Origin of the sequence: Paenibacillus sp. FSL H8-0034, assembly GCF_038000305.1 — a bacterium.
Taxonomy (GTDB): Bacteria; Bacillota; Bacilli; order Paenibacillales; family NBRC-103111; genus Paenibacillus_S.
In genome coordinates, this window is sequence record NZ_JBBOBS010000001.1 from 3,932,495 (window position 1) to 3,957,119 (window position 24,625).

Below are 24,625 nucleotides of genomic sequence, written 5' to 3' on the forward strand. Positions count from 1 at the left end.
ATTTGGATTATAAAACAATTGTGATGTTTGATAGATTTATAAAAGAGGGTTTTTTACAGTTAATAGATGGTGTGCTGAAGTGTTATGTAATAAGTGCTACACGATCTCTTTTATTTGCTGAATGTAAAGGAAGCAATGGGCTCGTACATCGGTGTTTTTTTAAGATGGCTTTCGTAAAGCTTAAATTCATTGACCGACCCGTACATTGCAGACTCCGATACGTGTGGGACCAAATTTGCAATAGAGAATGGGGTAGAGTTACCTTGATAGCGTCGAGCCATGGTTAAATGAGGGTGAAATTCACGATTTTCCTTGGGGAATCCTAATTCACTCATACGATTATCTATATCTTGCTGTAAGTTCATTAATGGTAACAGATCGCCTCCCACACCTGCCCATAAAATACTGGGTGAAGCGTGAAGGCCAAAGGTTCCCCATTGTGTCAGCGTTAATTGAAATGGCCGGGTCGTTTCTGCAACGTGAGTTAGCAGCTTAGACAGCTGTTCGTATTGTTCAAGAGGTGTATCCCCTAAAAATTTCAGCGTAATATGGTAATCCTCGGGGTGCGTCCATTTTTGAAAAGGAAGCTTGGATTGGAGGACTGTCATTTGTTGAGTCAATTGTTGTCTCCATTGTTCGTCTATTGGAATGGCGATGAATAAACGCGATGATTCGATACGCATAGGCTGCATAGCTCCTAAAGGTTTGTTACTTAATGTGGTCAAGACTACAATCCCGTCACTATTCATTGATTCACTTATTATGCTTGATTTCACCAATCTTATGTATGTAAGAGGCTGCCAACATGAATCAGCAGCCTCGTTGCAGTGACCGTATTAATGAATAAGAGCGGAATGTATTCAAAGAAGTCACATTAATCGGTTATATTTTTGGTGTAGTATTCGATAATATCTTTACGGCGAATAATACCGATAAACAGACGATCATCGTTTACGACAGGTACAAAGTTTTGATCAGCCGCAAGTGCCAGCATGTCCTCCATTTGTGCATTGATGGAAACACATTCGATCTTGAGGCGCTTTTTGATGTCAATTACGGAGACACTATTCATATTATCAAAATTCAAGCCAGCGGTATTTTTCAGCTTCCATAGCAGATCGCCTTCCGATAAAGTGCCTATATATTTCCCTTCGCTGTCAATGATCGGGATTGCCGAGTATTGGTGATGCTCCAAATGTTCCATAGCTTCTTTCATGGACATGGAGGTGGTAATATAAGCAACTTGATCTTTAGGAAACAAAAAAGAAGATATTTGCATAGGTCAGGACTCCTTTACTCTGGATTTATATAGGCTACCTTAATTATTACATAACCTCAGGTGGAATGTAATGTTAAATGGTAGCAGCGTGAGCAATATAGAGGGATTCAGGGAACATATAACCAAGTAGGCAGTTGAAATGACAACAATTGCTTGATACTACTGTAATACGAATGCAGGGTGAAGTGCAATTCCTCTTGAGTACAAGATCGATCATGACGAGGAACTACATGTTTATGTAGCTGGACAGATGTTGACCCTCATTCCAGAAGGATGAGGGCTTTTGATGTACCAAAGTTATTGAGACTATCCGGGATATTGTTCGTTTTGGTTTTTAAGGTTCAGGTAGAAGATTTGCTATGTGTCGTGGAGCTGAGATGATGAATCTGCTCTTCAAGGACCGTACTTGCTTTACCTAGAAACTGTGTGATGAACTCAAGCTCATCATCGGTATAGGACGAAGCCAGTTTAACCATCGCGGTGTGAAGGGGGAGGTAGGTATTGCTAACCTCTTCCTTATTTTCATATAAAGGCACAATAATCACTTTGCGACGGTCATTGGGGTCATTTTCCCTACGAACAAAACCATTTTTTTCAAGCCGGTCGATTAACGCAGTGACGCTGCCAGTAGCAAGCCCGGTTAGTTTGGAGAGTTCACCTGCGGTGATGGGACCTTTTTCGTGCAGGATATCTACGGATAAAAAATCGTTATTGTATAACCCTAGAGAGGCAGCTATATGCTGCTGATATAGAACGGTTCGGGTTCCCAAGCCTCGCATGCGCAAGGTGAAATTTTCCTGCAGCTCTGTTGGTTGATCTTGGCCATCGCTTGACAAAGGACAACCCTCCTTTTAAGATATATATATATCTTGATTATCGAGATACTAGATTACAAAGATACTAGATGAACGTATATTTGATTGAGTTTATTTTATCGAACTTCTTGTTAATTTGCAAAGGGGCTAGGCATAAAATGAGGAGGACTTTTTGTGAAAGAATCCATTGTTATCAAGGGTGCACGGGAGAATAACCTGAAAAATGTCTCGCTTTCGATTCCTAAGTACAAGCTGGTTGTGCTGACAGGGCCATCGGGCTCCGGCAAATCGACATTGGCTATGGATACGCTTCAGCGGGAATGTCAAAGACAGTATATGGAATCGATGGGCTTGACGTCGGATTCGATCAGCAAGCCGAAGGTTGAATCTATTGAAGGCTTATCCGCTTCCATCAGTGTTGGACAGCATGTTACTAATCGCAACCCGCGCTCGACGGTCGGAACGGTGACTGACATATACACGTATGTCCGGTTTATTTTTTCCAGACTGGGGGAGCGGATATGTCCCTCCTGCAGCGGCAGCATCCCGCCTTCTTTTGAACCTGCTGGACTGCTGGCGGACGAAGATGAGGATATGGAACGTCGAATGATGCGGTGTCCGCATTGCCATATGGAGCTTGAGAAGCTGGGAATGTCCCACTTTTCGTTCAACAAGCCTGAGGGCGCTTGTGAAGCGTGCAGTGGACTTGGTCAAGTGGCAAGTATTAATGAAGCTGCGGTTTTTAATCCGGAGCTCAGTTTGCGCGACGGGGGAGTCGCTTCTCTGAATGGGGTTCATCGGGATATACAGATCCGCATATTAATGGCTGCCGCGAAGCACTATGGATTTGACCTTGACCCTGATCAGCCCTTGAAGGAATACGGTGATATTCAACATGATTTGCTGTACTACGGAGTGGAGAGTGAGGCATTCAAGCGCCATTATCCGAATGTGAAGCCAGCCCAAGGTACTAAATTTGAAGGAGTCATTCCTGGTTTGTGGCGGCGTTACAAGGAAAAGGAGGGTGAGTCTGGCGGCCAGGAAAAAGACGGAGGTTTTTTTCATGAACAGCTATGTCCAGAATGCTCTGGCGCTCGCCTGAAAAAAGAAATTCGTCATGTTCGGGTAGCTGACGCCTCTATCTCCGATGTTTCGGACTGGTCGCTCGGAGATGTATACGAGTGGACCCAAGGATTGCAGGCGGAGCTTCCACCTGAAGGGCTTCATCTGCTTGAGCCTATTCTCCACGATATGCCTACAAGGCTAAAACGGATCATGGATGTCGGACTGAGCTATCTTTCTATGAATCGGCAGACCGTAACACTATCCGGAGGAGAAGCACAACGGCTGCGGCTTGCATCGCTGCTTGGTTCAGGTTTGACAGGTGTGCTGTATATTCTGGATGAACCAACAACGGGGCTTCATCCCCGGGATACGGTTGGCCTTATTCGGGTGCTGCAGGAGCTGCGAGATTTAGGCAATACCGTGCTTGTTATCGAGCATGATATCGAGATGATGCGTGCTGCCGATCACATTATCGATATCGGTCCGGGTGCAGGGATATACGGCGGAACCGTAGTAGGGCAAGGTAGTCTAGAGGATTTAATAGCAAGCGAGCTTTCGGTTACGGGGGCTTATTTAAGAGAAGAAAGTCTCCCGACTTCTGCACGTGTCCGTAGGAAGGGGAGTGGGCAATATATCACGATCAAGGAGGCACAGGTCCGCAATGTTCATATTCCGCTTGTTTCCTTTCCACTTGGCAGATTAGTTTCCGTGACAGGGGTCTCAGGATCGGGCAAGTCGACGCTTGTATTCGATATCCTTGCACAAGGAAATCCGAAAGGAAATGAGCAGACGGGATGCAAGGAAATGACGGGTTTGGAGCAGGTTGGTCATATCGTTATCTTTGATCAAACGCCAATGGGGAGAATTCAACGCTCGAATGTCGCCACCTATACAGATGTGTTTACACACCTGCGCCAGTTATTTGCTGGATTACCTGAAGCTAAGGAACGAAAGCTGACCTCGAAGCACTTTTCATTTAACACACCGGGAGGTCGCTGCGAGACTTGCCAAGGCTTGGGTGTGCTGTCCGTAGATATGAATTTCCTGCCTGATCTGGAAGTGAAGTGCCACGACTGCAAAGGGAAAAGGTTTACGGATGAGGTGCTGAGCGTCCAGTATGAGGGGTTCTCCATCTCGGATCTGCTGAATATGTCGGTGCAGGAAAGCCTGGCAATCCTCAATTCGGAGACGAAAATTGCAGGTATCATTGGGATGCTGTGTGAAGTCGGGCTGGGCTATCTGAAATGGGGTCAATCGGTCAAAACGCTGTCGGGCGGGGAAGGACAGCGGATCAGGCTGGCGAAAGAGCTGAGTAAGCCGTCCAAAAGTCATACACTCTATTTGTTGGACGAGCCTACAACTGGACTCCACCCGTCTGACATCAAACAGCTGCAAGTGCTGCTAAATAAGCTGGTCGATACGGGAAACACCGTTGTCGTTGTCGAGCACAGTATGGAACTAATCCGAGAATCTGACTGGGTGATTGATATCGGCCCGGAAGGAGGCGCAGCAGGTGGTCGGCTTGTAGCTGAAGGTACACCGGAGCAGGTTGCCGAGGTGTCAGCTTCTTACACAGGTATGTTCTTGAAACGGGTTTTGGTCCAAGGACTTTGATCACAAAAGCTCATATGAGAAATGGTAACACATATCTAGGCTCAAGCGGAGACGACGCTTGAGCTTTTTATGTGAAGTCACTTAATTGCTTGAAATATAAATTAAAGGAAAATATTTAAAATTAAATTTAATATATAGGCGATAAGATTAATTTACCTTTATATCTGTATGTAAAATGGCGGTTTTATTTTGTAAACTTATACGTACTCGGCGAATGCTCGCGGGGAGATGGATTTGGATTCACAAATCCACAAATTATAAATAGGAGATGTTTTCAAATTGAAAAAGCACCATATTTCTGCCGCGCGAAGTGCCACCGCCACCATTACGTCTTCTGATCGTCTCCCATGGGCTGGATTACTTGCCCTGGCGATGGCTGCATTTATTTGTCTCTTCACCGAGACCATTCCTGCTGGCTTGCTGCCCCAGATCAGTGAAGGGCTCGGAATCTCGGAGGCCCTCGCTGGCCAACTCGTCACATTGTATGCGCTTGGCTCCCTCTTGGCTGCGATTCCTTTGACCACCGCGACACGCGGTTGGCGGAGGCGCCCCCTGCTGCTGCTGTCCATGATTGGTTTTCTTGTGTTCAACACCGCCACTGCCATGTCTTCCAATTATACCCTAACGCTGGCTGCCCGTTTCCTGGCAGGCGTATCCGGCGGTATCTTATGGGGAATGGCAGCAGGTTATGCCCGCAGGATGGTGCCGGATGCGCTCAAGGGGAGAGCCCTGGCGGTGGCTATGGTCGGCGCACCTCTCGCTATGGCACTTGGAGTCCCTGCTGGAACTTTTTTGGGCACTCTTGTGGGCTGGCGCACGGTTTTCGGCATCATGTCGCTGCTAACTGTACTGCTGGTTGCCTGGATTTCCTGGAAGATGCCGGACTTCGAAGGGCAGTCAACTGAACAGAAATTACCGCTTCACAAAGTTTTCGTCATGCAAGGGGTTCGCCCAGTATTGGCTGTTGTTCTGGTCTGGGTGCTGGCTCATAATATTCTTTACACCTATATTGCGCCTTACCTTGCTCAGGTCGGGCTTGCCCGTCGCGTTGACTTGATACTGTTTATTTTCGGTATTACCTCAGTTGTTGGACTCTGGATTATCGGTGTGTGGATTGATCGTATGCAGCGTCCGTTGGTATTGATCAGCCTTGCTGCTTTCGCTTTGGCCGCTATGCTGCTTGGCCTTGGCAGCAGTCAGCCCGTTGTGATCTATGCAGCAGTTGCCATATGGGGCCTGACGTTTGGCGGAGCGGGTACCCTGCTGCAGACGGCAGTGGCCGAAGCCGCTGGCGATAGTGTGGACGTAGCCCAATCGATGCTGGTAACGGCATGGAATCTGGCCATCGGCGGGGGTGGCTTAATCGGCGCTATTTTACTTGAAGCTATAGATGTCCGTTCCTTTCCTTGGGTCTTGTTGATTCTGCTACTCTTTGCTCTGTTCATTGTGTGGAGGGCCAGAGAATATGGGTTTACTTCGAGGAAGCATGGTTGAGCTCATTTGAATCTTCAACAGCTGGAATGAAAGGTTTATGGTCGACAGGTGAAGACATGACAATCAGAATCGTGTACGTGCCATATTTATTGCAGTCATTGCCAAACTGTTCAAGAGAACGAATGGAGTCGGTCATCACTTTCATTAAATAATTGTGTTCCCCGCTTATACGATGACATTCTGCGACATGGGGAGACTTACGGACGAAATCGAGAAATGCATCACACTCTCTAGTCTGAAACAGGAAATAAGCAGCTGCTTGTTTCCCCGTTTTCTCGGGAGAAATGATAGTGCGGTATTCCTCGATAATTCCTTTTTCCTCCATGCGCCGTACTCTTTCTGTTACCGCAGGTTGAGACAGATTCACACATTTGCCCAGCTCTGTCATCGAAATCCTTGCCTGATTTTGAAGATGAAAAAGGATTTGTTTATCAACTTGATCCATTTGAATGATCTCCTTTAATTTTAAGGTTATTTCAATAAAACGATTGGTATTTATTTGTATCATTGATATAGATGATTAATTACAGGGTGTAAAATGTAAGGATTAATTTATATATCATAATCTAAAATCAGTAAATAAATCAATACTTTGTGATGCTTATGCCTGGAGGCAGTTGTGCTGCTTGATGTTGCGAAAATGCTTTTCCTATTCAAATCGTAACGGAAGAACTGCCGTTTTTTTTGTAACATCCTATTCGATAACAATGTAATTTGGATAAGTTGAAAATAATTTTTCATTACCTATTGAAAAACTTACAATACCGAGTATAATACTTGGTATAAGAAAAAAAGATTACTCCGGTGATCGATCAATTTTATTTAAACTTTGTAGTGGTTGAATTAAAAAACCTTTGTTATAATGGATATGAAAAGCTTTTCATTACAAATATAAGGTGAAATAATATGAAATCAACCATTAAAGATGTAGCCCGAATGGCCAATGTATCAATCAGTACCGTTTCAAGAGTGTTGAATAATCCGGATATTGTTGTCAAAGACAAGCGCGATAAGGTATTACAGGCGGTCCAGGAGCTGAATTATTCACCTAATGCTTTGGCTATAGGCCTGATTCACAAACGAACGAAGACTTTAGGTGTCCTCATTCCAGATATATCCAACTTGTTTTATGCGGAAGTGATCAAGGGTATGGAAGATGCAGCTCATGAAAGCGGCAATAACCTGATCATATGCAATACGGATAATAATGAAGAGCGAAGGCTGTCAAGTCTGAAGGTGTTAAGTGAAAAGCAGATCGACGGCATCGTGTTCACCAGTGAACCTATATTTCCGGATAGCTATGAAGTATTCAAACGCTTAAATATCCCTATCGTTCTTGCTGCTACCCACAGTCTGGAGTATGATATTCCATCGGTCAAGGTCGATGACGAGCAAGCAGCCTATGATGCGACTGATTATTTGATCAAGAAGGGTCATAAGAAGATTGGAATGATCAGTGGTTCAATGCTTGATCCGATATCCGGTTTGCCGAGAATTCAAGGTTTTCTGCGTGCTCATAGAGCACATAACATCGAACTTGTTCCGGAGAATCGCATTGAATATGGCAAATACCTTTTTGAAGACAGCTACAAGGCGATGCAAGCATTACATGCGAAGTTCCCAGAGATGACGGCCGTATTTGCAACTAGTGACGAAAGAGCACTTGCGGCGATTTCCTATCTGCATGAACACAAGGTGAAAATACCGGATGAAGTTTCAGTAATCGGCTTTGACAACACGCGGATGGCGGGAATGTGTTTCCCGAAGCTGACTACAGTTGCCCAGCCTCTGTATGAGATGGGTTCACAGGCAATTAAAATGTTGGACAGTTTAATAAATGGCGTTGCGTTAGATGAAATGAGGTTCTACATGAACCATTGGATCGTGGAACGGGATTCGGTTAAACAATTAAATCATGTGTAGCAATTGAGGATGGAGGCTGGAAAGGGGTTCTGATGAAGAGCCTTGCATTTTCTGAAAAGCTTTTCAGAGAAGCTTTCATTCTTTTTTATAAAAAATGAAAACAAAACTAATTTGGAGGTCTGAAAACAAATGAAGCACAAATTATTGAACACAGCATTAATTTTATCGATGTCTGCAGGGCTTGCTGCCTGCGGCGGAGAAGCTCCTTCCAAACAAGCTGCTCCTCAAGACAGCCCAACCAAAGAAACCAAACCATCGGCTGAAAAGGTGAAAATTGTATTCGGACAAGGCGCAGATCAAACCGAGGGAACGAAAAAGCTAATTGCGGCATTCCAGGCAAAGTATCCTAATATTGAAGTGGAATTACGCGACTTTCCGAATGACTCTTCGCAAACACATGATCAGCTCGTAACGATTTTGGGTGGCAAATCGGCGGAGGTGGACGTTATCAATCTGGACGTGGTCTGGCCAGCGGAGTTCGCACAAGCCGGATTTATCCTTCCGCTTGACCGGTTGATTAAAGACGATAATGTGGACCTGAGCAAATATCTCAAAGCAGGAGTCGAATCCGGATATTTCAACGGCCAGCAATGGGCGCTTCCACGCTATAATAACTCAGGACTGTTGTACTACCGGAAAGATTTGGTAAAAGACGTACCCAAAACCTGGGATGATCTGATCAAGCAGGCAGAGCAGTTGAAGGGCCAAGGTGGTACTCAGTACGGTTTTGTTACGCAAGCGAAGCAGTATGAGGGTTTATCGGTCAGTTTTACAGAACTGATTAGTGCTTACGGCGGTAAAATTATCGATGATAAAGGCAATGTAACCGTGAACAGCCCAGAATCACTTAAGGGATTAAAGCAGCTGGTAAAAATCGCTAAATCTCCTGCAGTACCGTCGAATCTCAACACCTTTACGGAAAAAGAGACCTTGACCGCATTCATGGAAGGAAGTGCTGTGTTCGCCCGCCATTGGCCGGCTTTATACGCACAAGCAAATGATCCGAAAGTATCCAAGGTAGCTGGCAATGTTGGCATCGCTCCACTTCCTTCAGGAGATGCGCGTTCAGCCGCTGCACTCGGAGGTTGGCTTGCAGCAATTAACAAATACTCCAAGCATCCGAAGGAGTCATGGGAGTTCCTCAAATTCATGGTCAGCGCTGAGGGGGAGAAGATAATCGCTATCGACAGCACGCAAACGCCTACCTATCTTCCACTGTTTGACGATGCTGATGTGCAGAAAGCAAGCCCATTGTTTGCGAATCGTGATTTTGTTAACGGTCTGAGCAGCGCGATTCCAAGGACAATTACACCGCAATATGCGAAAATCTCCGGCATTATCCAAGTGGAAGTGTCTAAAGCGATTGCAGGCGAGCAAACACCGGAACAGACTTTAACTAACCTGGAAACACAAATCAAGCAGGCAGTTGCTGCGAAGTAAGATAAAGAGGCAAAATAACAATAGAATGGAGGGTCATACAGCAGGATGACTCTTCATTTTTTCCTGTTACGATACGGCTAAAGGCAGGTGACCCCGAAATGTTCAAACGAATCGGTTTAACGAAAGAAAGCAGGACGGCCTATATATTGATTTTGCCTGCAGTGCTATTAATTTGTGCGATTGCGATTTGGCCGGTTATGCGTTCCTTCTGGATCAGTTTATATGATATTCGGTTAAACGATCCGACTAAAAGCGAGATTCATACCATGTACGCGTTGGATATGGAGAAATACGCAGAAACGTTACCGATATTATTAAAAACACTGGAGACCGAGGCGGGTGCAGGTGGCCCAGCGGGGACCGAATTAGAGCCGTTAAGATTGAAAATGGAACAAATCCGCAAGGAGTTGGAGACAGACGCGGCGATAAAAGACAGGTATGAGCAGATTGATCGGCTGTTATATGATTTTGAACCTGTACCTGCTCAGCTGAAATACATGAAACTCGATAATGACAAGGCAGCAAGCGTGAAATCTGAGCTTAGCGTCATTCACAGCAGCTTGGTGCAGTTGAAAGAAAAGGGAATGATGAAACGGCCTGACGATGCGATTGGATTAACGAACGCACTCCAAGGAACCTTTATCGAACCGAACTTTGTTGGCTTGGGTCATTATAAAAAATTTCTGACGGATAGTCGTCTGTGGCAATCTATCGGTAATACATCCTTGTTCACGGTTTATGCCGTTTCGATGGAAATGCTGTTTGGCCTGCTGATAGCACTGCTGATCAATCGTTCTTTCCGGGGACGTGGTCTTGTGCGAGCGGCGGTTCTGATCCCTTGGGCTACGCCAACTGCCATTTCGGCTATGATCTGGCACTTTCTCTACGATGGTCAGAACGGTATTGTGGCCAAGCTGTTTGCTGAAGCGGGCTTTATACCGCAAATGAGTACATTGCTGTCTACCAAGTCTGGAGCGATGTTCTCTATTGTTCTGGCGGATACGTGGAAGACGTCACCCTTTGTCGCTCTACTGCTGCTGGCAGGACTTCAAACGATATCTGGCTCCTTGTATGAGGCGGCCCAAGTTGATGGAGCGAATCGGTGGAAACAGTTCATTCATATTACGCTGCCCTCTTTAAAAACCACGATCCTCGTTGCGGTCATGTTCCGTACACTGGATGCCTTCCGTGTATTTGACCTGATTTATGTGCTTACAGGTGGCGGACCGGCCAATTCAACAGAATCGATATCCATCTATGCTTACAAAACGATGTTTTCCGAGCTTAACTTTGGCGCAGGCTCTGCATTGTCTGTTATCGTGTTTCTATGTATCGCCATCATATGTATGATCTATATAAAAATATTAGGCGCCGATGCAGTCAGCAAACGCGGGAGTTAGGAGGTAGGCGCAATGGTTAAAAAAGCAGGCTTTCTTTTCTATTTAGGTGTCACGGTTTTTGTGGGGGCGGCCATGTTTCCTTTCATGTGGATTTTCCTGGCTTCCATTAAGCAAACTGCGTATCTGTATGGAACGTATGCTTTTGATATATTCGTCCCTGGTTATACATGGGATAACTATGTTCGCGTTTTTGTTAATCATCCGTTTGGCCGTTATTTGCTCAACAGCTTTTCGATAGCAGGTCTGACCATGATTTACAGTCTGATCGTCGCGTCCTTTGCGGCATATGCGATTGCCCGGCTTCACTTTTGGGGGAAATCTGTCTTTTTGGGCGTACTGCTTGCTGTTTCGATGTTTCCGCAAATTGCCACGATTTCTCCGATTTTTTTGTTTATGCAGGCTACAGGTCTGCGGAATACTTATTTGGGACTTATAATCCCTTATACGACGTTTGCGCTGCCGTTATCCATTTGGTATATGACAACTTTTTTTCAAAAAATACCGTTCGAGCTTGAGGAAGCGGCCAAGGTCGATGGAGCATCGATTATGCAAACCTTTTGGAAAATCCTGCTTCCTCTCGCAGCACCTGGACTATTTACAACCGCGATTATTGTGTTTGTTGACGCCTGGCATGAATTTCTCTTCGCTTTAACAATCAATTCCAAACAAGACATGATGACAGTACCTGTAGGCATTGCGATGTTCCAGGGAGAATTCACTTTTCCATGGGGCGAGATTTCGGCAGCGGCCATCACGGTAACGATACCGATCGTCATCCTGGTGCTTATATTCCAAAGACATATTATTTCAGGCTTAACCTCCGGTGCAGTGAAAGAATAAAGCGCCGCAGCAGCCAAGAGGAGACAAAACAATGAAAAAACCTAACATTTTATTTATGATATCACACGATACAGGTAGGTATTTGGGCTGCTATGGCCGAACCGTAGAAACCCCATCGATTGATGCTTTGGCGGAAAAAGGGGTACGCTTCGATCAATATTTTTGCCCCGCTCCCCAGTGCAGTCCGAGCCGTGGAAGTATATTGACCGGATTGTACCCGCATAACCATGGGATGATCGGTTTGGCCCATTTGGGATTTTCAATGCATCCGGGTGTAGCGACCTTGCCTAAGGAGCTCGGCAAACAAGGCTATGAAACAGCATTGATTGGCTTCAGCCATGAAACGATAGACGAACCGGACAGCCGGTTAACCTCGTCCACCTCCAAGCTTGGTTACGATAAGGTACTACCGGTTCCTGGAGACAGGGGACCTCAAGTCGCTGACAGGGTGTTGGACTATTTACATGAAAAAGCTGAAGCCAAGGATGGAAAACCTTTTTTCGCTTCAGTGGGCTTTTTTGAAACACATCGGGATTTTGATGAATATGAAGCGGCCGCTGATCCGGTGGATAAAGTAGTGCCGCCATCTTACCTGCCGGATACACCTCAGGTTCGGGAAGATTTTGCGCTGCTGCACGGCTCCGCCAAAGTGCTGGATCAAAGCATAGGCCGCATACTCCGTGGATTGGAAGAAAGCGGATTGAGCGATAACACGCTTGTGATTTATACGACTGATCACGGCATAGCCTTCCCGAGAGCGAAGGGGACGCTGATGGATGCGGGCTTGGAAACGGCTTTAATTATGTATTATCCCGGACAGATAGCCGGGGGACTTGTAATGAATCAGCTGCTTTGTAATGTAGATTTAATGCCCACATTGCTTGAATTTGCGGGAGCGGAAATTCCTCAGGGGCTTGATGGAAGCAGCTTTCTCGGTTTGTTTAAGCCGGACACCAATGTGAAGCCAAGAGACCATTTTTTTTCCGAATTGACCTGGCATGATCAATACCATCCGATGAGAGGCGTTAGAACGGAAAGCTATAAATATATCCGCAACTTTGAAGACGGGCCTGCTGTGTATCTGCCTCTAGACATTCACCGCAGCCTTTCGGGGCAAGTCGTAAGGGAGGAATACTACACGCCTAATGTGCCGGAGGAGCTGTACAGCTTGCAGAATGATCCTCTTGAAACTAATAATCTTGTCCACATTCCGGAGTACCAACAGGTATTGAAAGAGCTTCGAGACAAGGTGGAGGTGTGGATGAAGACTACGAATGATCCTCTCCTGAATGGAAAGGTGACGGGCCTTGCAGCACCGGAGTGGCAGGAGCAATTGGATAACGGTTCCGCTTATGGAGCTAAAAAATAGCGGTGAGATCCTACTACAACACAAACTAAAGCCTCTGTAATTTCAGAGGTTTTTTAGTTTGATCTTGTGAAAAGGGGATTGACACATAAAACATCACGAAATATAATGATAGGGAAACCGGTTTACTATATTTTATATTTCTATCACACAATTAAACATCGTCGCTGATTAGTAATCTTAACGAAATTTTTATTTTACTAAGGGTACGTTGATCTCGTTTATTCAATCTGGAAATATAATTATTAGTAAACCGGTACACTAAATATTTTAATTTATGCCAGAAAGGAAGAGTCTTAATGAACATGATCGTATTTATCAAACAAACCTTGGACACGGAAGAAAAAATTACGCTGCAAGACGGTAAAATTAACGAAGACGGGGTCAAATTTATTCTTAACCCTTATGATGAATATGCGGTTGAGGAGGCACTTCAGTTAAAAGAATCCTTTGGCGGAGAAGTAACAGTTGTGGCTATAGGACCGGCTCGCATGGATAGCGCTCTGCGTCATGCATTAGCAATGGGGGTTGACTTCGCTGTATGTGTAGAGGATGAATCGTCAATACAGGATGATTACGTATTGTCCAAAATATTAGCTGCTGCAATTAAAAAAAGGGGATCCTTTGATATCATTCTGGGTGGATATATGACCATTGACAATGGGTCGACACAAATGGGGCCCCGTGTAGCGCAAGAGTTGGATATTGCTTTTATTACTGCGGTGACGAGCTTGAAAATTGATGGAAACAAGGTGCTGGCACAAAGAGATGCGGAAGGGGATACGGAGAACATAGAATCGTCATTGCCTATCCTGATCACTGCACAGCAGGGATTAAACGAACCCCGTTATCCATCTTTACCAGGTATTATGAAGGCCAAGAAAAAGAGCATCGATCGATATTCCCTGGAGGATTTGGGTTTTTCCTCGGAGGATACAAACTCGATGTTAGAATACATTGATGTGTATTTGCCTCCGAAGAAAGGTGAGGTTAAACTGCTGGAGGGTGACGCCGAGGAGCAAGTAGACCAGTTGATCGCACTATTTCCTAATCTATTAAAGCTGAATTAATTAACGTTATTAAACATAGGAAGGATTGAAAGAGATGACAAAAAACGTACTGGTTGTAACCGAAATACGTGATGGGAAATTGCGTAAAGTATCCCTGGAAGTGCTTAGTGCAGCAAAAAGGATGGCGGATGGCGGTCAAGTTACTGCAATTGTTATCGATAACAACGAACAAGAACTATTCAGTCTATTGGCTTATTACGGAGCAGATCAAATATTCGCGGTTTCCTCTAATCAACATAATAGTAATCCCGCTGAGCTTTATTGTGACGCACTCGCGACTATAAGTAGCCGAGTAAATCCGGATGCGATATTGCTCGGACATACCTCTATCGGCAAAGATGCAGCGCCGCTATTTGCAGCACATATGGGAACAGCCTTGATTTCCGATTGTATTGACATCGAGGTAAATGGAGACTCCATTGTATGTACGTGCCCGATTTATTCAGGTAAAGCTTTTCACAAAGCAAGGATTAAAGAGGGGATTATTATGGCTACCCTACGCCCTAACAACATCCGAATTGAGGAACCTGACACGAGTCGCATTGCAGAAATGATTAACTACGCTATCGAGCATAGGAACGTTCGAACCGAGCGGAAAAGTGTCATCCGCAAAGCATCGGACAGCATTGACCTCAGCGAAGCGAAAATTATTGTTTCGGGAGGGCGAGGGGTCAAGAGCGCAGATGGCTTTAAACCTCTTTACGAGTTAGCCGAAGTGGTTGGAGGTGCTGTCGGGGCTTCACGTGCAGCTTGTGATGCCGGATACTGCGATTACTCCTTACAGATCGGTCAAACGGGGAAAGTGGTTACCCCCGATCTCTATTTGGCCTGCGGGATTTCCGGCGCGATCCAGCACATAGCAGGGATGTCCAACTCGAAAGCTATTGTTGCTATTAATACTGACCCGGAAGCCCCGATTTTTAAAGTTGCTGATTATGGAATCGTTGGCGATTTATCTCAAGTCATTCCTATCCTGAGCGAAAGGCTGCTCAAATTAAACCATTAAGCTTACATTTCAGAACTGTTTTTCTAGGGAAAGAAAGGAGTGGACGTATGGTATCCCTGTTCAACTTTGTTGTTGTCCTCCTTTTAACAGGTTGTGCGCTATATATATTCGCGAATTTGATCTACAGTCGTGTTTCATTTATTAAATTGGGGAAACCAGCGAATTTACAAAAGGATTATGCACAACGTATCCATGAAGTGCTCGTTAATGTTTTCGGGCAAAAGAAATTATTAAAAGACAAGAAAAGCGGAATGATGCACGTTATTATGTTTTATGGCTTTATCATTTTACAGTTTGGAGCTCTGGAGCTGATTCTAAAAGGTTTTGTCAAAGGGTTCGAATACCCGCTGGGAGATACACACCCCTATTTCAGTTTCCTTCAGGAAATCACAACTTTTCTAGTGCTGATAGCTACCCTGTATGCTTTTTATCGGCGTTATATCGAAAAATTGGAGCGATTGAACCGTACATTCAAATCCGGAATAGTCATTATCTTTTTATCGGTTTTAATGTTCTCCATCTTGATGAGCCTGGCCTTTGAACAACTTTGGCTAGGACATTCGGGCGCATTTGCGGCTCCGATCTCATCAGCGATTGCTTCTTTGTTTCAAGGCATGAGCACTCATGCGGCGGCAGCATGGTTTTATGTATGTTGGTATGTTCATTTGATCACGCTGCTTGCGTTTGCAGTTTATGTGCCACAATCCAAGCATGCACATGTGTTTTTTGCGCCAGTTAATATCTATTTACGCGACACCAAGCCTGCAGGCCAATTGACAACGATTAGCTTTGAGGATGAAACGCAGGAGGTTTACGGGGTTGGGAAAATTGAAGATTTTCGACAAAATCAGCTTATTGATCTATATGCCTGTGTAGAGTGCGGTCGCTGTACGAATATGTGTCCGGCTTCGGGTACCGGTAAGACGCTATCTCCTATGGATCTTATTGTGAAAATGAGAGACCACCTTACCGACAAAGGAGCAGCCGTCACCTCACGAAATCCATGGATTCCAGGTATGGCTCCCAGTCAAAGCAATGCTGCAGCAAATCTGATCGGAGATGTCATTACAGAGGAAGAGCTGTGGGCATGTACAACCTGTCGCAATTGTGAGGACCAGTGTCCGGTTGCCAACGAACATGTCGATAAGATTGTAGATATGCGCCGATATTTGGTGCTTACTGAAGGGAAAATGCCGTCAGAGGCTTCTCGGTACTTCCAAAACATTGAGCGACAAAGCAATCCGTGGGGCATTAACAGGAAGGAGAGGATTCGTTGGCGAGAAGGAAGAGATGACATCGTCGTTCCTATCATCGATGAGGTTGTCGAATTCGAATATTTATTTTTTGTGGGGTCCATGGGCTCTTTTGACCTCAGAAGCCAAAAAATTGCACAATCGTTTGCCAGGATTCTGAATGTTGCCGGCATTAAGTTCGCTGTGTTGGGTAATGAGGAGCTTAATTCCGGGGACACGGCCAGACGTATGGGTAATGAGTTCTTGTTCCAGCAGCTATGTCAGGAAAACATTGAATTATTCCGGTTCTATGATATCAAAAAGATAGTGACGATATGTCCGCATACGTATAACACATTCAAGAATGAGTATCCCGAATTTGGTTTGAAGGCAGAAATATTTCATCATACCGAAATCATCTGGAAGCTGTTACAGGAAGGACGCATCCAGCCTACCAAGGAGGTCAAAGAAATCGTTGCCTATCATGATTCTTGTTATATTGGGCGTTATAACCATATCTATGATATTCCGCGCGAGATTTTAAGGAGGATTCCCGGGATTGAGATCGTTGAAATGGAACGCAACCGGCAGGACGCATTATGCTGCGGTGCTGGCGGTGGGATGATGTGGCTGGAAGAAAAGCAAGGGAAGCGTATCAACATCGAACGGACAGAACAGGCGATCCAGCTGAACCCGACGATCATTGGGTCAAATTGTCCGTATTGCCTGACGATGTTTAGTGATGGGATCAAAGCCAAAGAAGCGGATAACACAATTAAAGCATTGGATATTACGGAAATTGTCGAAAGATCCTTATAAACATTGTTCAAAAGAATAATATTGACAGTAAAACAGTAAAATACTACACTATTATAGTGTACCGGTTTACTAATAAATTCCGTTCTGTCCTGTTACAAAAATGTGTGATAGAGGTGAGTCGCATGCTAAAGGATATTCAATTGTTAAGTTTCACTCACTTTCTTCAGGGCCCGTCAGCAGTGCAGATTTTAGGTGATTTAGGTGCAGATGTCATTAAAATTGAGAACGTCAATGGTGCCTTTGAGCGACAATGGGCTGGGGCAGAAGCATTTATCCATTCTGAGAGCGTTTTCTTTTTGCTGGCTGGAAGAAACCAACGGAGCTTAAGCATCGATCTTAAGGATGAAGCAGGCAAAGCGATCATTTGGGATTTAATGAAGCAGGCGGATGTGATCGTCGAGAATTTTCGACCAGGCGTTATGGATCGGCTGGGCTTCGGATATGAAGCCGTATCCGAGATCAACCCGGGTATTGTGTACTGCTCATGCTCCGGGTTTGGGTCCTCTGGTCCTTACAAAGACAAGCCTGGACAAGATTTGTTAATTCAATCAATGAGCGGATTGGCGATGCTAAGCGGACGAAGCGGTGACCCGCCTATTCCAGTCGGGACGGCAATCGTCGATCAACATGCTGCTGTATTGGCCGCAATGGGTGTGCTGGCAGCACTATATGAGAGAACAAAAACGGGCATCGGAAAAAAAGTGGAAAGCAACTTGCTCAGCGCAGCTCTTGACTTGCAAATTGAACCGATCAATTATTTTGCGAACAATGCGACACTTTATGATCGGAGTGCTTCGGGTATTGCAACGAAATTCCATCAAGCGCCTTACGGCATTTATGAGACGGCAGACAGGCATATATGTTTATCTATGAATTCTTTAATTCATTTATCCAAAGCTTTTTCGGACAACGAGTTTCTGCAGTGGACTTCGAGTGATCAATACAAAAAGCGTGAGTTTATTAATTCCAGAGTTGCGGAACATCTGAAGAAGGAGGGTTTCGATTATTGGTCACAAGTGTTTGATGAGATTGGCATATGGTATGCGGAAGTCAACAATTATGAAAAAGTGATGAACGATCCGCAGGTCGTATGGAACGATTCCTTCGTCAGTTTTGATCACCCGCGAGCAGGGAAGGTGAAGCTTCTAGCACATCCCGTGAAATATGACGGCAAGGTTCCGGCTGTCACCAGGGTGCCACCAAGCTTAGGTGAGCATACCGAGGAAATATTAACGGAGCTTGGATATGGGATGGAGCAAATCAACGAACTCGAAAGCACCGGAGTTGTACGAATCATGCAGAAGGATAATCTAAAAGTAGAGGGTTAGCAGGTATAAGGCATATGAAGCAAAAAAGCTCATCCTTGTGGTGGTACAACAGACTTCAATAGAAAGAGGGATTCGTATGGGAGAGAAAATAGGTGTTGGTCTTATAGGCTGTGGTGCCATCTCCAAGGCGCACATCCAAGCGATTCAGGAATTGACCGATCTTAGCCTTATAGGCGTTACGGATCGCGACGTTTCGTTGGCAGCGCGTATTGCTGAATCAACAAATACGAAATCTTATCCGAATAGTATCGATTTGGTTTCAGATCCTGACATCAACCTGGTGGTATTATTAACCCCTCCGTATTATCACGAGGAATTGATTTCGCTTTGTGCCAACCATGGCAAGCATATTTTAGCTGAGAAGCCAGTCGGCGTTGATATGAACAAAATAAAAACGTATGTAGATTTGTGCAAGCAAAAGGGAACACAACTATCTGTCGTATCCCAGCATCGTTTTGACCCATCGGCATTATTTCTTCGTGAGAAAATCGACCAGCAAAAGCTTGGCAAGCTAATCACAGCTAACTGCACCGTTCATTGGCATAGGCCAAATTCCTATTATGATTCATGGCACAGAAGCAAAAGCTTGGCTGGCGGGGGTGTTCTCGTCGTTCAAGCGATTCATACTATCGACTTGATGCTATGGTATATGGGGGATGTAGAGGCGGTGTTCGGATATACGGACAGAGCTGTTCATACCGACATTGAAGTCGAAGATACCGCGGTAGTCTGCCTGAAATTTAAAAATGGAGCACATGGGATGATAAGCGCCACAACAGGTACTTATCCCGGGTATCCATCTCAACTCGATATATTCGGAAGCTCTGGCTCCATCAGCATCGTTGGAGATGAAGTTTCCTTTTACAGCTCCAGATTAGATCAGGAGAATAGCATAACCGATGGACTAAAGGGTGAGACGAATTTGGATCATGGGAACATATCTGTTGCTTCCTTGAAAGCGCAATATAAGGATGTACTGTTGGCCATCCGCAATCAATCCACACCTGTTGTTACCGGTGATGAAGCGGCCAAAACCTTTGCTATTCTAGAGGCGATCTATGAGTCTTCACGGGCTGGCAAAGCAATCAGACTTTAACCAAGTAACGATGTCTTTCGCTGAATCGGCGGAGATTTACCGGCAATGATTATAACATATGGTCAATTAAAGGAGTGTCGCATGATGAATTTTCAAGTAGATGAGACGAATCAAGAAATTCGAGACATGGTCCGTCATTTTGCAGTAGAGGTTATCGCACCCCGTGCCAAAGAAATCGATGAAAAGGATGAGTTTTTCCCTGACATTGTTGAAAAGGCCGGCGAGCTTGGTATTTTAAGTATGGAGCTCAGCGAAGAAGAAGGCGGGATTGACTGCGGAACTTTAGCATCCGTGATGTGCAATGAGGAGATATCTCGAGCAAGCGCAGCGGTCAGTAACGTTATAGGCGCTATTCATCTTCATCTTGGCCTTCTTCATCGATTTGGTAGTAAGGAACAAAAACAGCGATGGATTCCTGCTTTAAGCAGTGGGAAACAAATCGGGGGCTTTGCGATCACGGAACCGGATTCGGGTTCGGATGCAGCGAGTATTAAGACGAGTGCGGTTAGAAACGGAGATAACTGGGTCATTAACGGCAGTAAATGTTTTATTACTTTGGCTCCCGTGTCCGATATGCTGATTGTCCTGACATCAACCGATCCCACAAAAGGGGTACATGGTCTCACCTGCTTTATCGTTGAAAAAGGGACGCCCGGATTGAAGATAGGTCCCAAAGAATCGATGATGGGACAGCATGGTGTACCGGTCAGCTCCGTGTATTTCGATGATTGTACGATTTCGAAGGAGAATATGTTCGGTGAAGAAGGCCAAGGCTTTAAAATTATGATGTCGGGCCTTGATGGTACTCGTCTTGATGTAGCTGCGTGTGCGTTAGGTCTTTCCCAGGCAGCTTTTGAATTAGCGTCGAATTATGCGGCTAATCGCAAACAATTTGGTCAGCCTATTGGAAATTTTCAAGGTGTCGGTTTTATGCTGGCGGAAATGGCAACAGAGATTGAAGCGGGAAGACTCTTACTTTATCGCGCTGCTCAATATCGAGATGCTGGAATTCCTTATACGAAAGAGGCTTCTATGGCCAAATATTTTTGCTCCGATAATGCGATGATGCATACGACCAATGCTGTTCAGATTTTCGGAGGATACGGCTACAGCAAGGAATACCCCTTAGAAAGGTTTATGCGGGATGCCAAAATATGTCAAATATATGACGGAACATCACAAATTCATCGTCTGATTATTATGCGCAATGTTTTAAAGGAATATAAAGAATTTACTTACAATTAAATGGTGAGGGAGTAGAGGTTATGGTTCAAATTATCAAAACCGAAGAAGCAGCAGCACTAATTAAAGACAATGATACGCTTTGGATTGGGGGATCGGGAGGTGGTCATGCCGTTCCTGAAAAGCTGATTGAAGGGCTTGAGGGCCGTTTTATCAAAACTGGTTTCCCGCGCAGCCTTACATGTGCCCATGCTGTAGGGATTGGCGATTGGAAAGAAGCCGGAATGAATCGATTAGCGCACTCGGGTTTAATTAAGCGCTCTATATGCGGCACACTAACCAATAGTCCCCGGATTGCAGATATGGCATTATCGGGTGAAATCGAGTCGTATACATTCCCACAGGGAGTTCTTTCTCAATTGACCAGGGAAATGGCAGGCGGACGTCCGGGATTAATTACGACTACTGGACTGCATACCTTTATCGATCCTCGCTTGCAAGGTGGACAGCAGGGGAGCAAACGAGGTCCGGATTTAGTGGAGGTTCTTGAAATTGATAACAAAGAATATTTACGGTACAAACCCATCAAGATCGATGTTGCTTTTATTCGGGCTACAACAGCAGATGAAAAGGGTAATCTGACAATGGAACACGAGGCCGTATTCGGTGAAAATCTATCCATTGCTACGGCTGCGCGTCGGACGGGCGGAATCGTGATTGCTCAAGTGGAACGTCTCACCAAAAATGGCACCTTACAGGGGAAGCAGGTTAAAGTTCCCGGCATTCTTGTTGACTATATTGTGATTGACAAAGAGCCTTGGCAAACATATGTCACGAAATTTGACCCAGCCTATGCCGGATACATTCATAAGCTGGATAATGAAATAGCAGTTCTTCCTCTTGATTCAAGAAAGATCATTGCCCGTCGGGCGGCCATGGAATTGTTTAAGGATGCTGTTGTGAATCTGGGTTTTGGCGTTGCGAACGGAATATCCTTGATTGCAGCTGAAGAAGGCTTTTATAACGATCTTACTTTAACCGTCGAGCAAGGCTTAGTTGGAGGTATACCTGCGTTGGGAAATGACGCTGGAGCTGCGACCAATTATGAGGCTATGATCGATCAACCGTATCAATTCGATTTTTACGACAGCGGTGGTCTGGATTTGGCATTTCTATCATTTGCGGAAGTCGATCGGCATGGGAATGTCAATGTCAGCCGGTTCGGCAATAAAATTGTTGGCCCGGGAGGTTTTATTAATATCACCCAAAATGCCAAAAAGGTATTTTTCCTAGGTACATTAACAGCCGGAAAAAGTGATGTTCGAATTGAAGAGGGTAACATGGTCATCCATCAGGATGGTTCCATTAAAAAATTCATTCAAGATGTAGAGCAAATTACATGGTCTGGCGGGTATGCCCTGGAGCGCCAACAAACAGCGAAATATATTACAGAACGAGCCGTATTTGATTTGACGCCGGATGGAATCATGCTGAAGGAGATTGCACCAGGAGTGGATATTCAGCGTGATGTTCTTGATAAAATCGATTTTCCAGTTATCGTACCACCTGAGGTTCCCTTGATGGATGCTCGAATTTTCAACGCGAATCTGATGAATTTAAAAGACGAATTAAAAGGAAAAGAGGCAAGATAATCGATGAGTGATACGATAAAGCTAATTCGGGAATCCAATGGTATAGCTGTTATTCAATTATCCAATCCTCCATTAAATGTGGTATCAAGAGAGCTGACGCTTCAGCTTGCGCAAGTTTTAAAACAAATCGAGTCCGATCCCCAAATTCGCGTTGTTATCGTTACCGGTGAAGGAAGCAGGGCGTTTTGTGCGGGGGCGGATATCAAAGAATTTGCTGAACTGGTTAAGGCCGGCACTGTGATCGTTGACAAATTAGCCATCGAAAATTACGTATACGATATGCTGGATAAGCTGCCGATCCCTACCATTGCGGCTATCAACGGAATTGCCTTGGGCGGAGGTGCTGAACTGGCTTTATGCTGCGATATCAGAGTGATGGAGGAACAGACTCAAATTGGATTTCCAGAATGTAAATTGGGCGTATTTCCTGGGAGCGGAGGCACGCAAAGATTGCCCCAATTGATTGGAGAGGCAAGGGCCAAGGAGCTGATGTATATCGGGGATTCCATTGATGCAGAGACGGCTTTTCGTATGGGATTGATTAACCGAATCGCTCCCGAGGGAAAGGCTCTGGAAGCAGCTATGGAGCTTGCTTTAACGATTTCCCTAAGATCCGGTGTAGCTATGAAATGCATCAAACAAGCAGTTGATCATGGTTTACTGGCCGGAACGGCCGCAGGACAATCCAAATCGTTAGAGCTGAGCGAAATCGTCTTTAAAAGCGAGGATATTTATGAAGGCATTGCTGCATTTTACGGTAAACGCTCGGCGAATTTTAAACACCGATAAATTTTGATAATTGAATAGCATCTACCGTTAAGTCGGAACCAGGATACTTTCTTAGCAAGCCTGGTTCCGACTTTTTATTGATGTGAAATTTCTTTGCAGGATTCCCGCGAAACTAACGATGGAGCCAGCATCACTTGCTGCAGCGTTTCTTTAGCTATTTGGCCCTCAATTTTTTGTACCAACAATTGCACGGCTTGCGTTCCGAGTTCTTTAATTCGAGAATCAATTGTTGTGAGAGGGACTCTGGCCAATTTGCAGAAGAATAAATTGTCAAAGCCGATGAGTGATATTTCCTCGGGGATTTTCCAGCCATACTCACGTGCGGCATCTAATAAGCCAAAAGCAAGCACGTCGCTTATCGCGAAGATTGCGGTCGGTTTATGATTCGATAGCATAATTTTTTCGGCAGCGCGGTATCCATCCTCAAGTGTTTTTCCACCCTCAATAATATACGCTGGATGATACAGTTCATATTTCTGCAGCACTTCAATGAACCCGCGTGCTCTTTCACGAGTCGGATAGATGTCCTTTTGCCCCTCGATCATACCAATTTGCTTGTGTCCTAACCTTACCAAATATTCGGCCGCCAGTTTCCCACCCGTGTAATTGTCCACGACCACATAATCAATAAAATCCGTAGGAACATGACGATGCACCATAACAATGTGCTCAAAAGATCGTTTTAATGCTTCCAGATTCAGTCGATTTTCTCTTGCATTGGCGAGAATCAACCCATCCAGATGCTGAAACCGGTCTTTTAAAATTTCCAACAGGCGTTCATCGTTCGCTTCATTATCATTCGTAGTAACCAATACAATGTTATAACCAAGCTGATTGGCTTCTTCCTCAATGGATTTAATCAATTCGGTATTAATCATGATATGAATATTGGAGATTACCAAGCCAATCAGTTTAATCGAGTTATGGACCAGAGCTCTCGCAAAATTATTGGGGTAATAATCCAATTCCTTAATCGCTTGCTCAATACGCTTGCGTGTTTCATCCGATACATACGGAATATTGTTCAAATATTTAGAAACAGCTGATTTGGAAACACCAGCTAACTTGGCCACATCCGAGATGGTCGATTTCTGTTTCATAGTGTGAACTCCTAATGAAAAAGTATGGATAACTTTGTTTTAGTATAACGGTTTATGAGTGTTTGACTAAGCTAATTTTAATTGTGATGTTCATTGAAGTCAAATTATTTCAACC

General features: G+C 44.8%; 20 protein-coding genes. 15 read left to right on the forward strand and 5 right to left on the reverse strand.

Going from position 1 to position 24,625, the window contains the following annotated elements; genetic code table 11:
- Positions 1 to 110: 110 nt before the first annotated feature.
- From thpR to NST47_RS17945, 3 genes are all read right to left on the reverse strand, one after another.
- Entirely contained in the window at positions 111 to 749 is a 639-nt protein-coding gene (gene thpR / locus NST47_RS17935) for an RNA 2',3'-cyclic phosphodiesterase (protein WP_341156313.1), read from the reverse strand.
- Between the two features lie 125 nt (positions 750 to 874).
- Complete coding sequence (locus tag NST47_RS17940) at positions 875 to 1,279, reverse strand: CBS domain-containing protein (RefSeq protein ID WP_341156314.1); 405 nt, start codon at positions 1,277 to 1,279, stop codon at positions 875 to 877.
- A 341-nt stretch (positions 1,280 to 1,620) separates the two neighbouring features.
- Positions 1,621 to 2,058: a MarR family transcriptional regulator gene (locus tag NST47_RS17945; protein WP_341159693.1), complete on the reverse strand. Its 438-nt coding sequence runs from the start codon at positions 2,056 to 2,058 to the stop codon at positions 1,621 to 1,623.
- A gap of 210 nt (positions 2,059 to 2,268) precedes the next feature.
- On the opposite strand from NST47_RS17945, the gene uvrA reads away from it, so the two are divergent.
- Both uvrA and NST47_RS17955 read left to right on the forward strand, forming a co-directional pair.
- The gene (gene uvrA / locus NST47_RS17950; RefSeq protein WP_341156315.1) at positions 2,269 to 4,773 is read left to right on the forward strand and encodes an excinuclease ABC subunit UvrA; all 2,505 of its coding nucleotides are present in this window, start codon (positions 2,269 to 2,271) and stop codon (positions 4,771 to 4,773) included.
- 279 nt (positions 4,774 to 5,052) lie between these two features.
- Positions 5,053 to 6,267, forward strand: a complete 1,215-nt coding sequence (locus tag NST47_RS17955; RefSeq protein WP_445667386.1) for an MFS transporter — start codon at positions 5,053 to 5,055, stop codon at positions 6,265 to 6,267.
- Here NST47_RS17955 and NST47_RS17960 read toward each other — a convergent pair.
- Positions 6,245 to 6,712 (reverse strand): Lrp/AsnC family transcriptional regulator, encoded by a 468-nt coding sequence (locus NST47_RS17960; RefSeq protein WP_341156316.1) that lies wholly within the window; start codon positions 6,710 to 6,712, stop codon positions 6,245 to 6,247. The two genes, NST47_RS17955 and NST47_RS17960, sit on opposite strands and share 23 nt — an antisense overlap.
- A gap of 461 nt (positions 6,713 to 7,173) precedes the next feature.
- Between NST47_RS17960 and NST47_RS17965 the strand changes: the two genes are divergently transcribed.
- The 13 genes from NST47_RS17965 (at position 7,174) to NST47_RS18025 (ending at position 23,410) form a co-directional block, all read left to right on the forward strand.
- Positions 7,174 to 8,190: a LacI family DNA-binding transcriptional regulator gene (locus NST47_RS17965; RefSeq protein WP_341156317.1), complete on the forward strand. Its 1,017-nt coding sequence runs from the start codon at positions 7,174 to 7,176 to the stop codon at positions 8,188 to 8,190.
- A 129-nt stretch (positions 8,191 to 8,319) separates the two neighbouring features.
- On the forward strand, positions 8,320 to 9,630 hold the full coding sequence (locus tag NST47_RS17970; protein WP_341156318.1) for an ABC transporter substrate-binding protein: 1,311 nt from the start codon (positions 8,320 to 8,322) through the stop codon (positions 9,628 to 9,630).
- Between the two features lie 98 nt (positions 9,631 to 9,728).
- Positions 9,729 to 11,030, forward strand: a complete 1,302-nt coding sequence (locus NST47_RS17975; RefSeq protein WP_341156319.1) for a carbohydrate ABC transporter permease — start codon at positions 9,729 to 9,731, stop codon at positions 11,028 to 11,030.
- Between the two features lie 12 nt (positions 11,031 to 11,042).
- Complete coding sequence (locus NST47_RS17980) at positions 11,043 to 11,870, forward strand: carbohydrate ABC transporter permease (protein WP_341156320.1); 828 nt, start codon at positions 11,043 to 11,045, stop codon at positions 11,868 to 11,870.
- A gap of 31 nt (positions 11,871 to 11,901) precedes the next feature.
- Positions 11,902 to 13,239, forward strand: a complete 1,338-nt coding sequence (locus NST47_RS17985) for a sulfatase family protein (protein WP_341156321.1) — start codon at positions 11,902 to 11,904, stop codon at positions 13,237 to 13,239.
- Between the two features lie 296 nt (positions 13,240 to 13,535).
- A complete protein-coding gene (locus tag NST47_RS17990) occupies positions 13,536 to 14,306 on the forward strand; it encodes an electron transfer flavoprotein subunit beta/FixA family protein (RefSeq protein ID WP_341156322.1) in 771 nt (256 codons plus the stop codon).
- Positions 14,307 to 14,340: 34 nt separating this feature from the next.
- A complete protein-coding gene (locus NST47_RS17995) occupies positions 14,341 to 15,312 on the forward strand; it encodes an electron transfer flavoprotein subunit alpha/FixB family protein (RefSeq protein ID WP_341156323.1) in 972 nt (323 codons plus the stop codon).
- 47 nt (positions 15,313 to 15,359) lie between these two features.
- The gene (locus NST47_RS18000) at positions 15,360 to 17,363 is read left to right on the forward strand and encodes a (Fe-S)-binding protein (RefSeq protein ID WP_341156324.1); all 2,004 of its coding nucleotides are present in this window, start codon (positions 15,360 to 15,362) and stop codon (positions 17,361 to 17,363) included.
- A gap of 122 nt (positions 17,364 to 17,485) precedes the next feature.
- Positions 17,486 to 18,691, forward strand: coding sequence for a CaiB/BaiF CoA transferase family protein (locus NST47_RS18005; RefSeq protein ID WP_341156325.1), 1,206 nt, complete (start codon positions 17,486 to 17,488; stop codon positions 18,689 to 18,691).
- A gap of 76 nt (positions 18,692 to 18,767) precedes the next feature.
- On the forward strand, positions 18,768 to 19,787 hold the full coding sequence (locus tag NST47_RS18010; protein WP_341156326.1) for a Gfo/Idh/MocA family protein: 1,020 nt from the start codon (positions 18,768 to 18,770) through the stop codon (positions 19,785 to 19,787).
- 84 nt (positions 19,788 to 19,871) lie between these two features.
- Complete coding sequence (locus tag NST47_RS18015; protein ID WP_341156327.1) at positions 19,872 to 21,032, forward strand: acyl-CoA dehydrogenase family protein; 1,161 nt, start codon at positions 19,872 to 19,874, stop codon at positions 21,030 to 21,032.
- A 20-nt stretch (positions 21,033 to 21,052) separates the two neighbouring features.
- The gene (locus NST47_RS18020; RefSeq protein WP_341156328.1) at positions 21,053 to 22,621 is read left to right on the forward strand and encodes an acyl CoA:acetate/3-ketoacid CoA transferase; all 1,569 of its coding nucleotides are present in this window, start codon (positions 21,053 to 21,055) and stop codon (positions 22,619 to 22,621) included.
- Between the two features lie 3 nt (positions 22,622 to 22,624).
- Positions 22,625 to 23,410: an enoyl-CoA hydratase/isomerase family protein gene (locus tag NST47_RS18025; RefSeq protein ID WP_341156329.1), complete on the forward strand. Its 786-nt coding sequence runs from the start codon at positions 22,625 to 22,627 to the stop codon at positions 23,408 to 23,410.
- Between the two features lie 74 nt (positions 23,411 to 23,484).
- On the opposite strand, the gene NST47_RS18030 is transcribed toward NST47_RS18025, so the two are convergent.
- A complete protein-coding gene (locus NST47_RS18030; RefSeq protein ID WP_341156330.1) occupies positions 23,485 to 24,510 on the reverse strand; it encodes a LacI family DNA-binding transcriptional regulator in 1,026 nt (341 codons plus the stop codon).
- Positions 24,511 to 24,625: the final 115 nt, after the last annotated feature.

Bases quoted from the DNA above. Each gene is read 5' to 3' on its own strand.
- NST47_RS18025 (WP_341156329.1), top strand. From the start codon at position 22,625: ATGAGTGATACGATAAAGCTAATTCGGGAATCCAATGGTATAGCTGTT.
- NST47_RS18010 (WP_341156326.1), top strand. From the start codon at position 18,768: ATGGGAGAGAAAATAGGTGTTGGTCTTATAGGCTGTGGTGCCATCTCC.
- thpR (WP_341156313.1), bottom strand. From the start codon at position 749: ATGAATAGTGACGGGATTGTAGTCTTGACCACATTAAGTAACAAACCT.
- NST47_RS18005 (WP_341156325.1), top strand. From the start codon at position 17,486: ATGCTAAAGGATATTCAATTGTTAAGTTTCACTCACTTTCTTCAGGGC.
- NST47_RS17975 (WP_341156319.1), top strand. From the start codon at position 9,729: ATGTTCAAACGAATCGGTTTAACGAAAGAAAGCAGGACGGCCTATATA.
- NST47_RS17995 (WP_341156323.1), top strand. From the start codon at position 14,341: ATGACAAAAAACGTACTGGTTGTAACCGAAATACGTGATGGGAAATTG.
- NST47_RS18000 (WP_341156324.1), top strand. From the start codon at position 15,360: ATGGTATCCCTGTTCAACTTTGTTGTTGTCCTCCTTTTAACAGGTTGT.
- NST47_RS18020 (WP_341156328.1), top strand. From the start codon at position 21,053: ATGGTTCAAATTATCAAAACCGAAGAAGCAGCAGCACTAATTAAAGAC.
- NST47_RS17990 (WP_341156322.1), top strand. From the start codon at position 13,536: ATGAACATGATCGTATTTATCAAACAAACCTTGGACACGGAAGAAAAA.
- NST47_RS17965 (WP_341156317.1), top strand. From the start codon at position 7,174: ATGAAATCAACCATTAAAGATGTAGCCCGAATGGCCAATGTATCAATC.
- NST47_RS17940 (WP_341156314.1), bottom strand. From the start codon at position 1,279: ATGCAAATATCTTCTTTTTTGTTTCCTAAAGATCAAGTTGCTTATATT.
- NST47_RS18030 (WP_341156330.1), bottom strand. From the start codon at position 24,510: ATGAAACAGAAATCGACCATCTCGGATGTGGCCAAGTTAGCTGGTGTT.
- NST47_RS17960 (WP_341156316.1), bottom strand. From the start codon at position 6,712: ATGGATCAAGTTGATAAACAAATCCTTTTTCATCTTCAAAATCAGGCA.
- NST47_RS17945 (WP_341159693.1), bottom strand. From the start codon at position 2,058: ATGCGAGGCTTGGGAACCCGAACCGTTCTATATCAGCAGCATATAGCT.
- NST47_RS17970 (WP_341156318.1), top strand. From the start codon at position 8,320: ATGAAGCACAAATTATTGAACACAGCATTAATTTTATCGATGTCTGCA.
- NST47_RS17980 (WP_341156320.1), top strand. From the start codon at position 11,043: ATGGTTAAAAAAGCAGGCTTTCTTTTCTATTTAGGTGTCACGGTTTTT.
- NST47_RS18015 (WP_341156327.1), top strand. From the start codon at position 19,872: ATGAATTTTCAAGTAGATGAGACGAATCAAGAAATTCGAGACATGGTC.
- NST47_RS17985 (WP_341156321.1), top strand. From the start codon at position 11,902: ATGAAAAAACCTAACATTTTATTTATGATATCACACGATACAGGTAGG.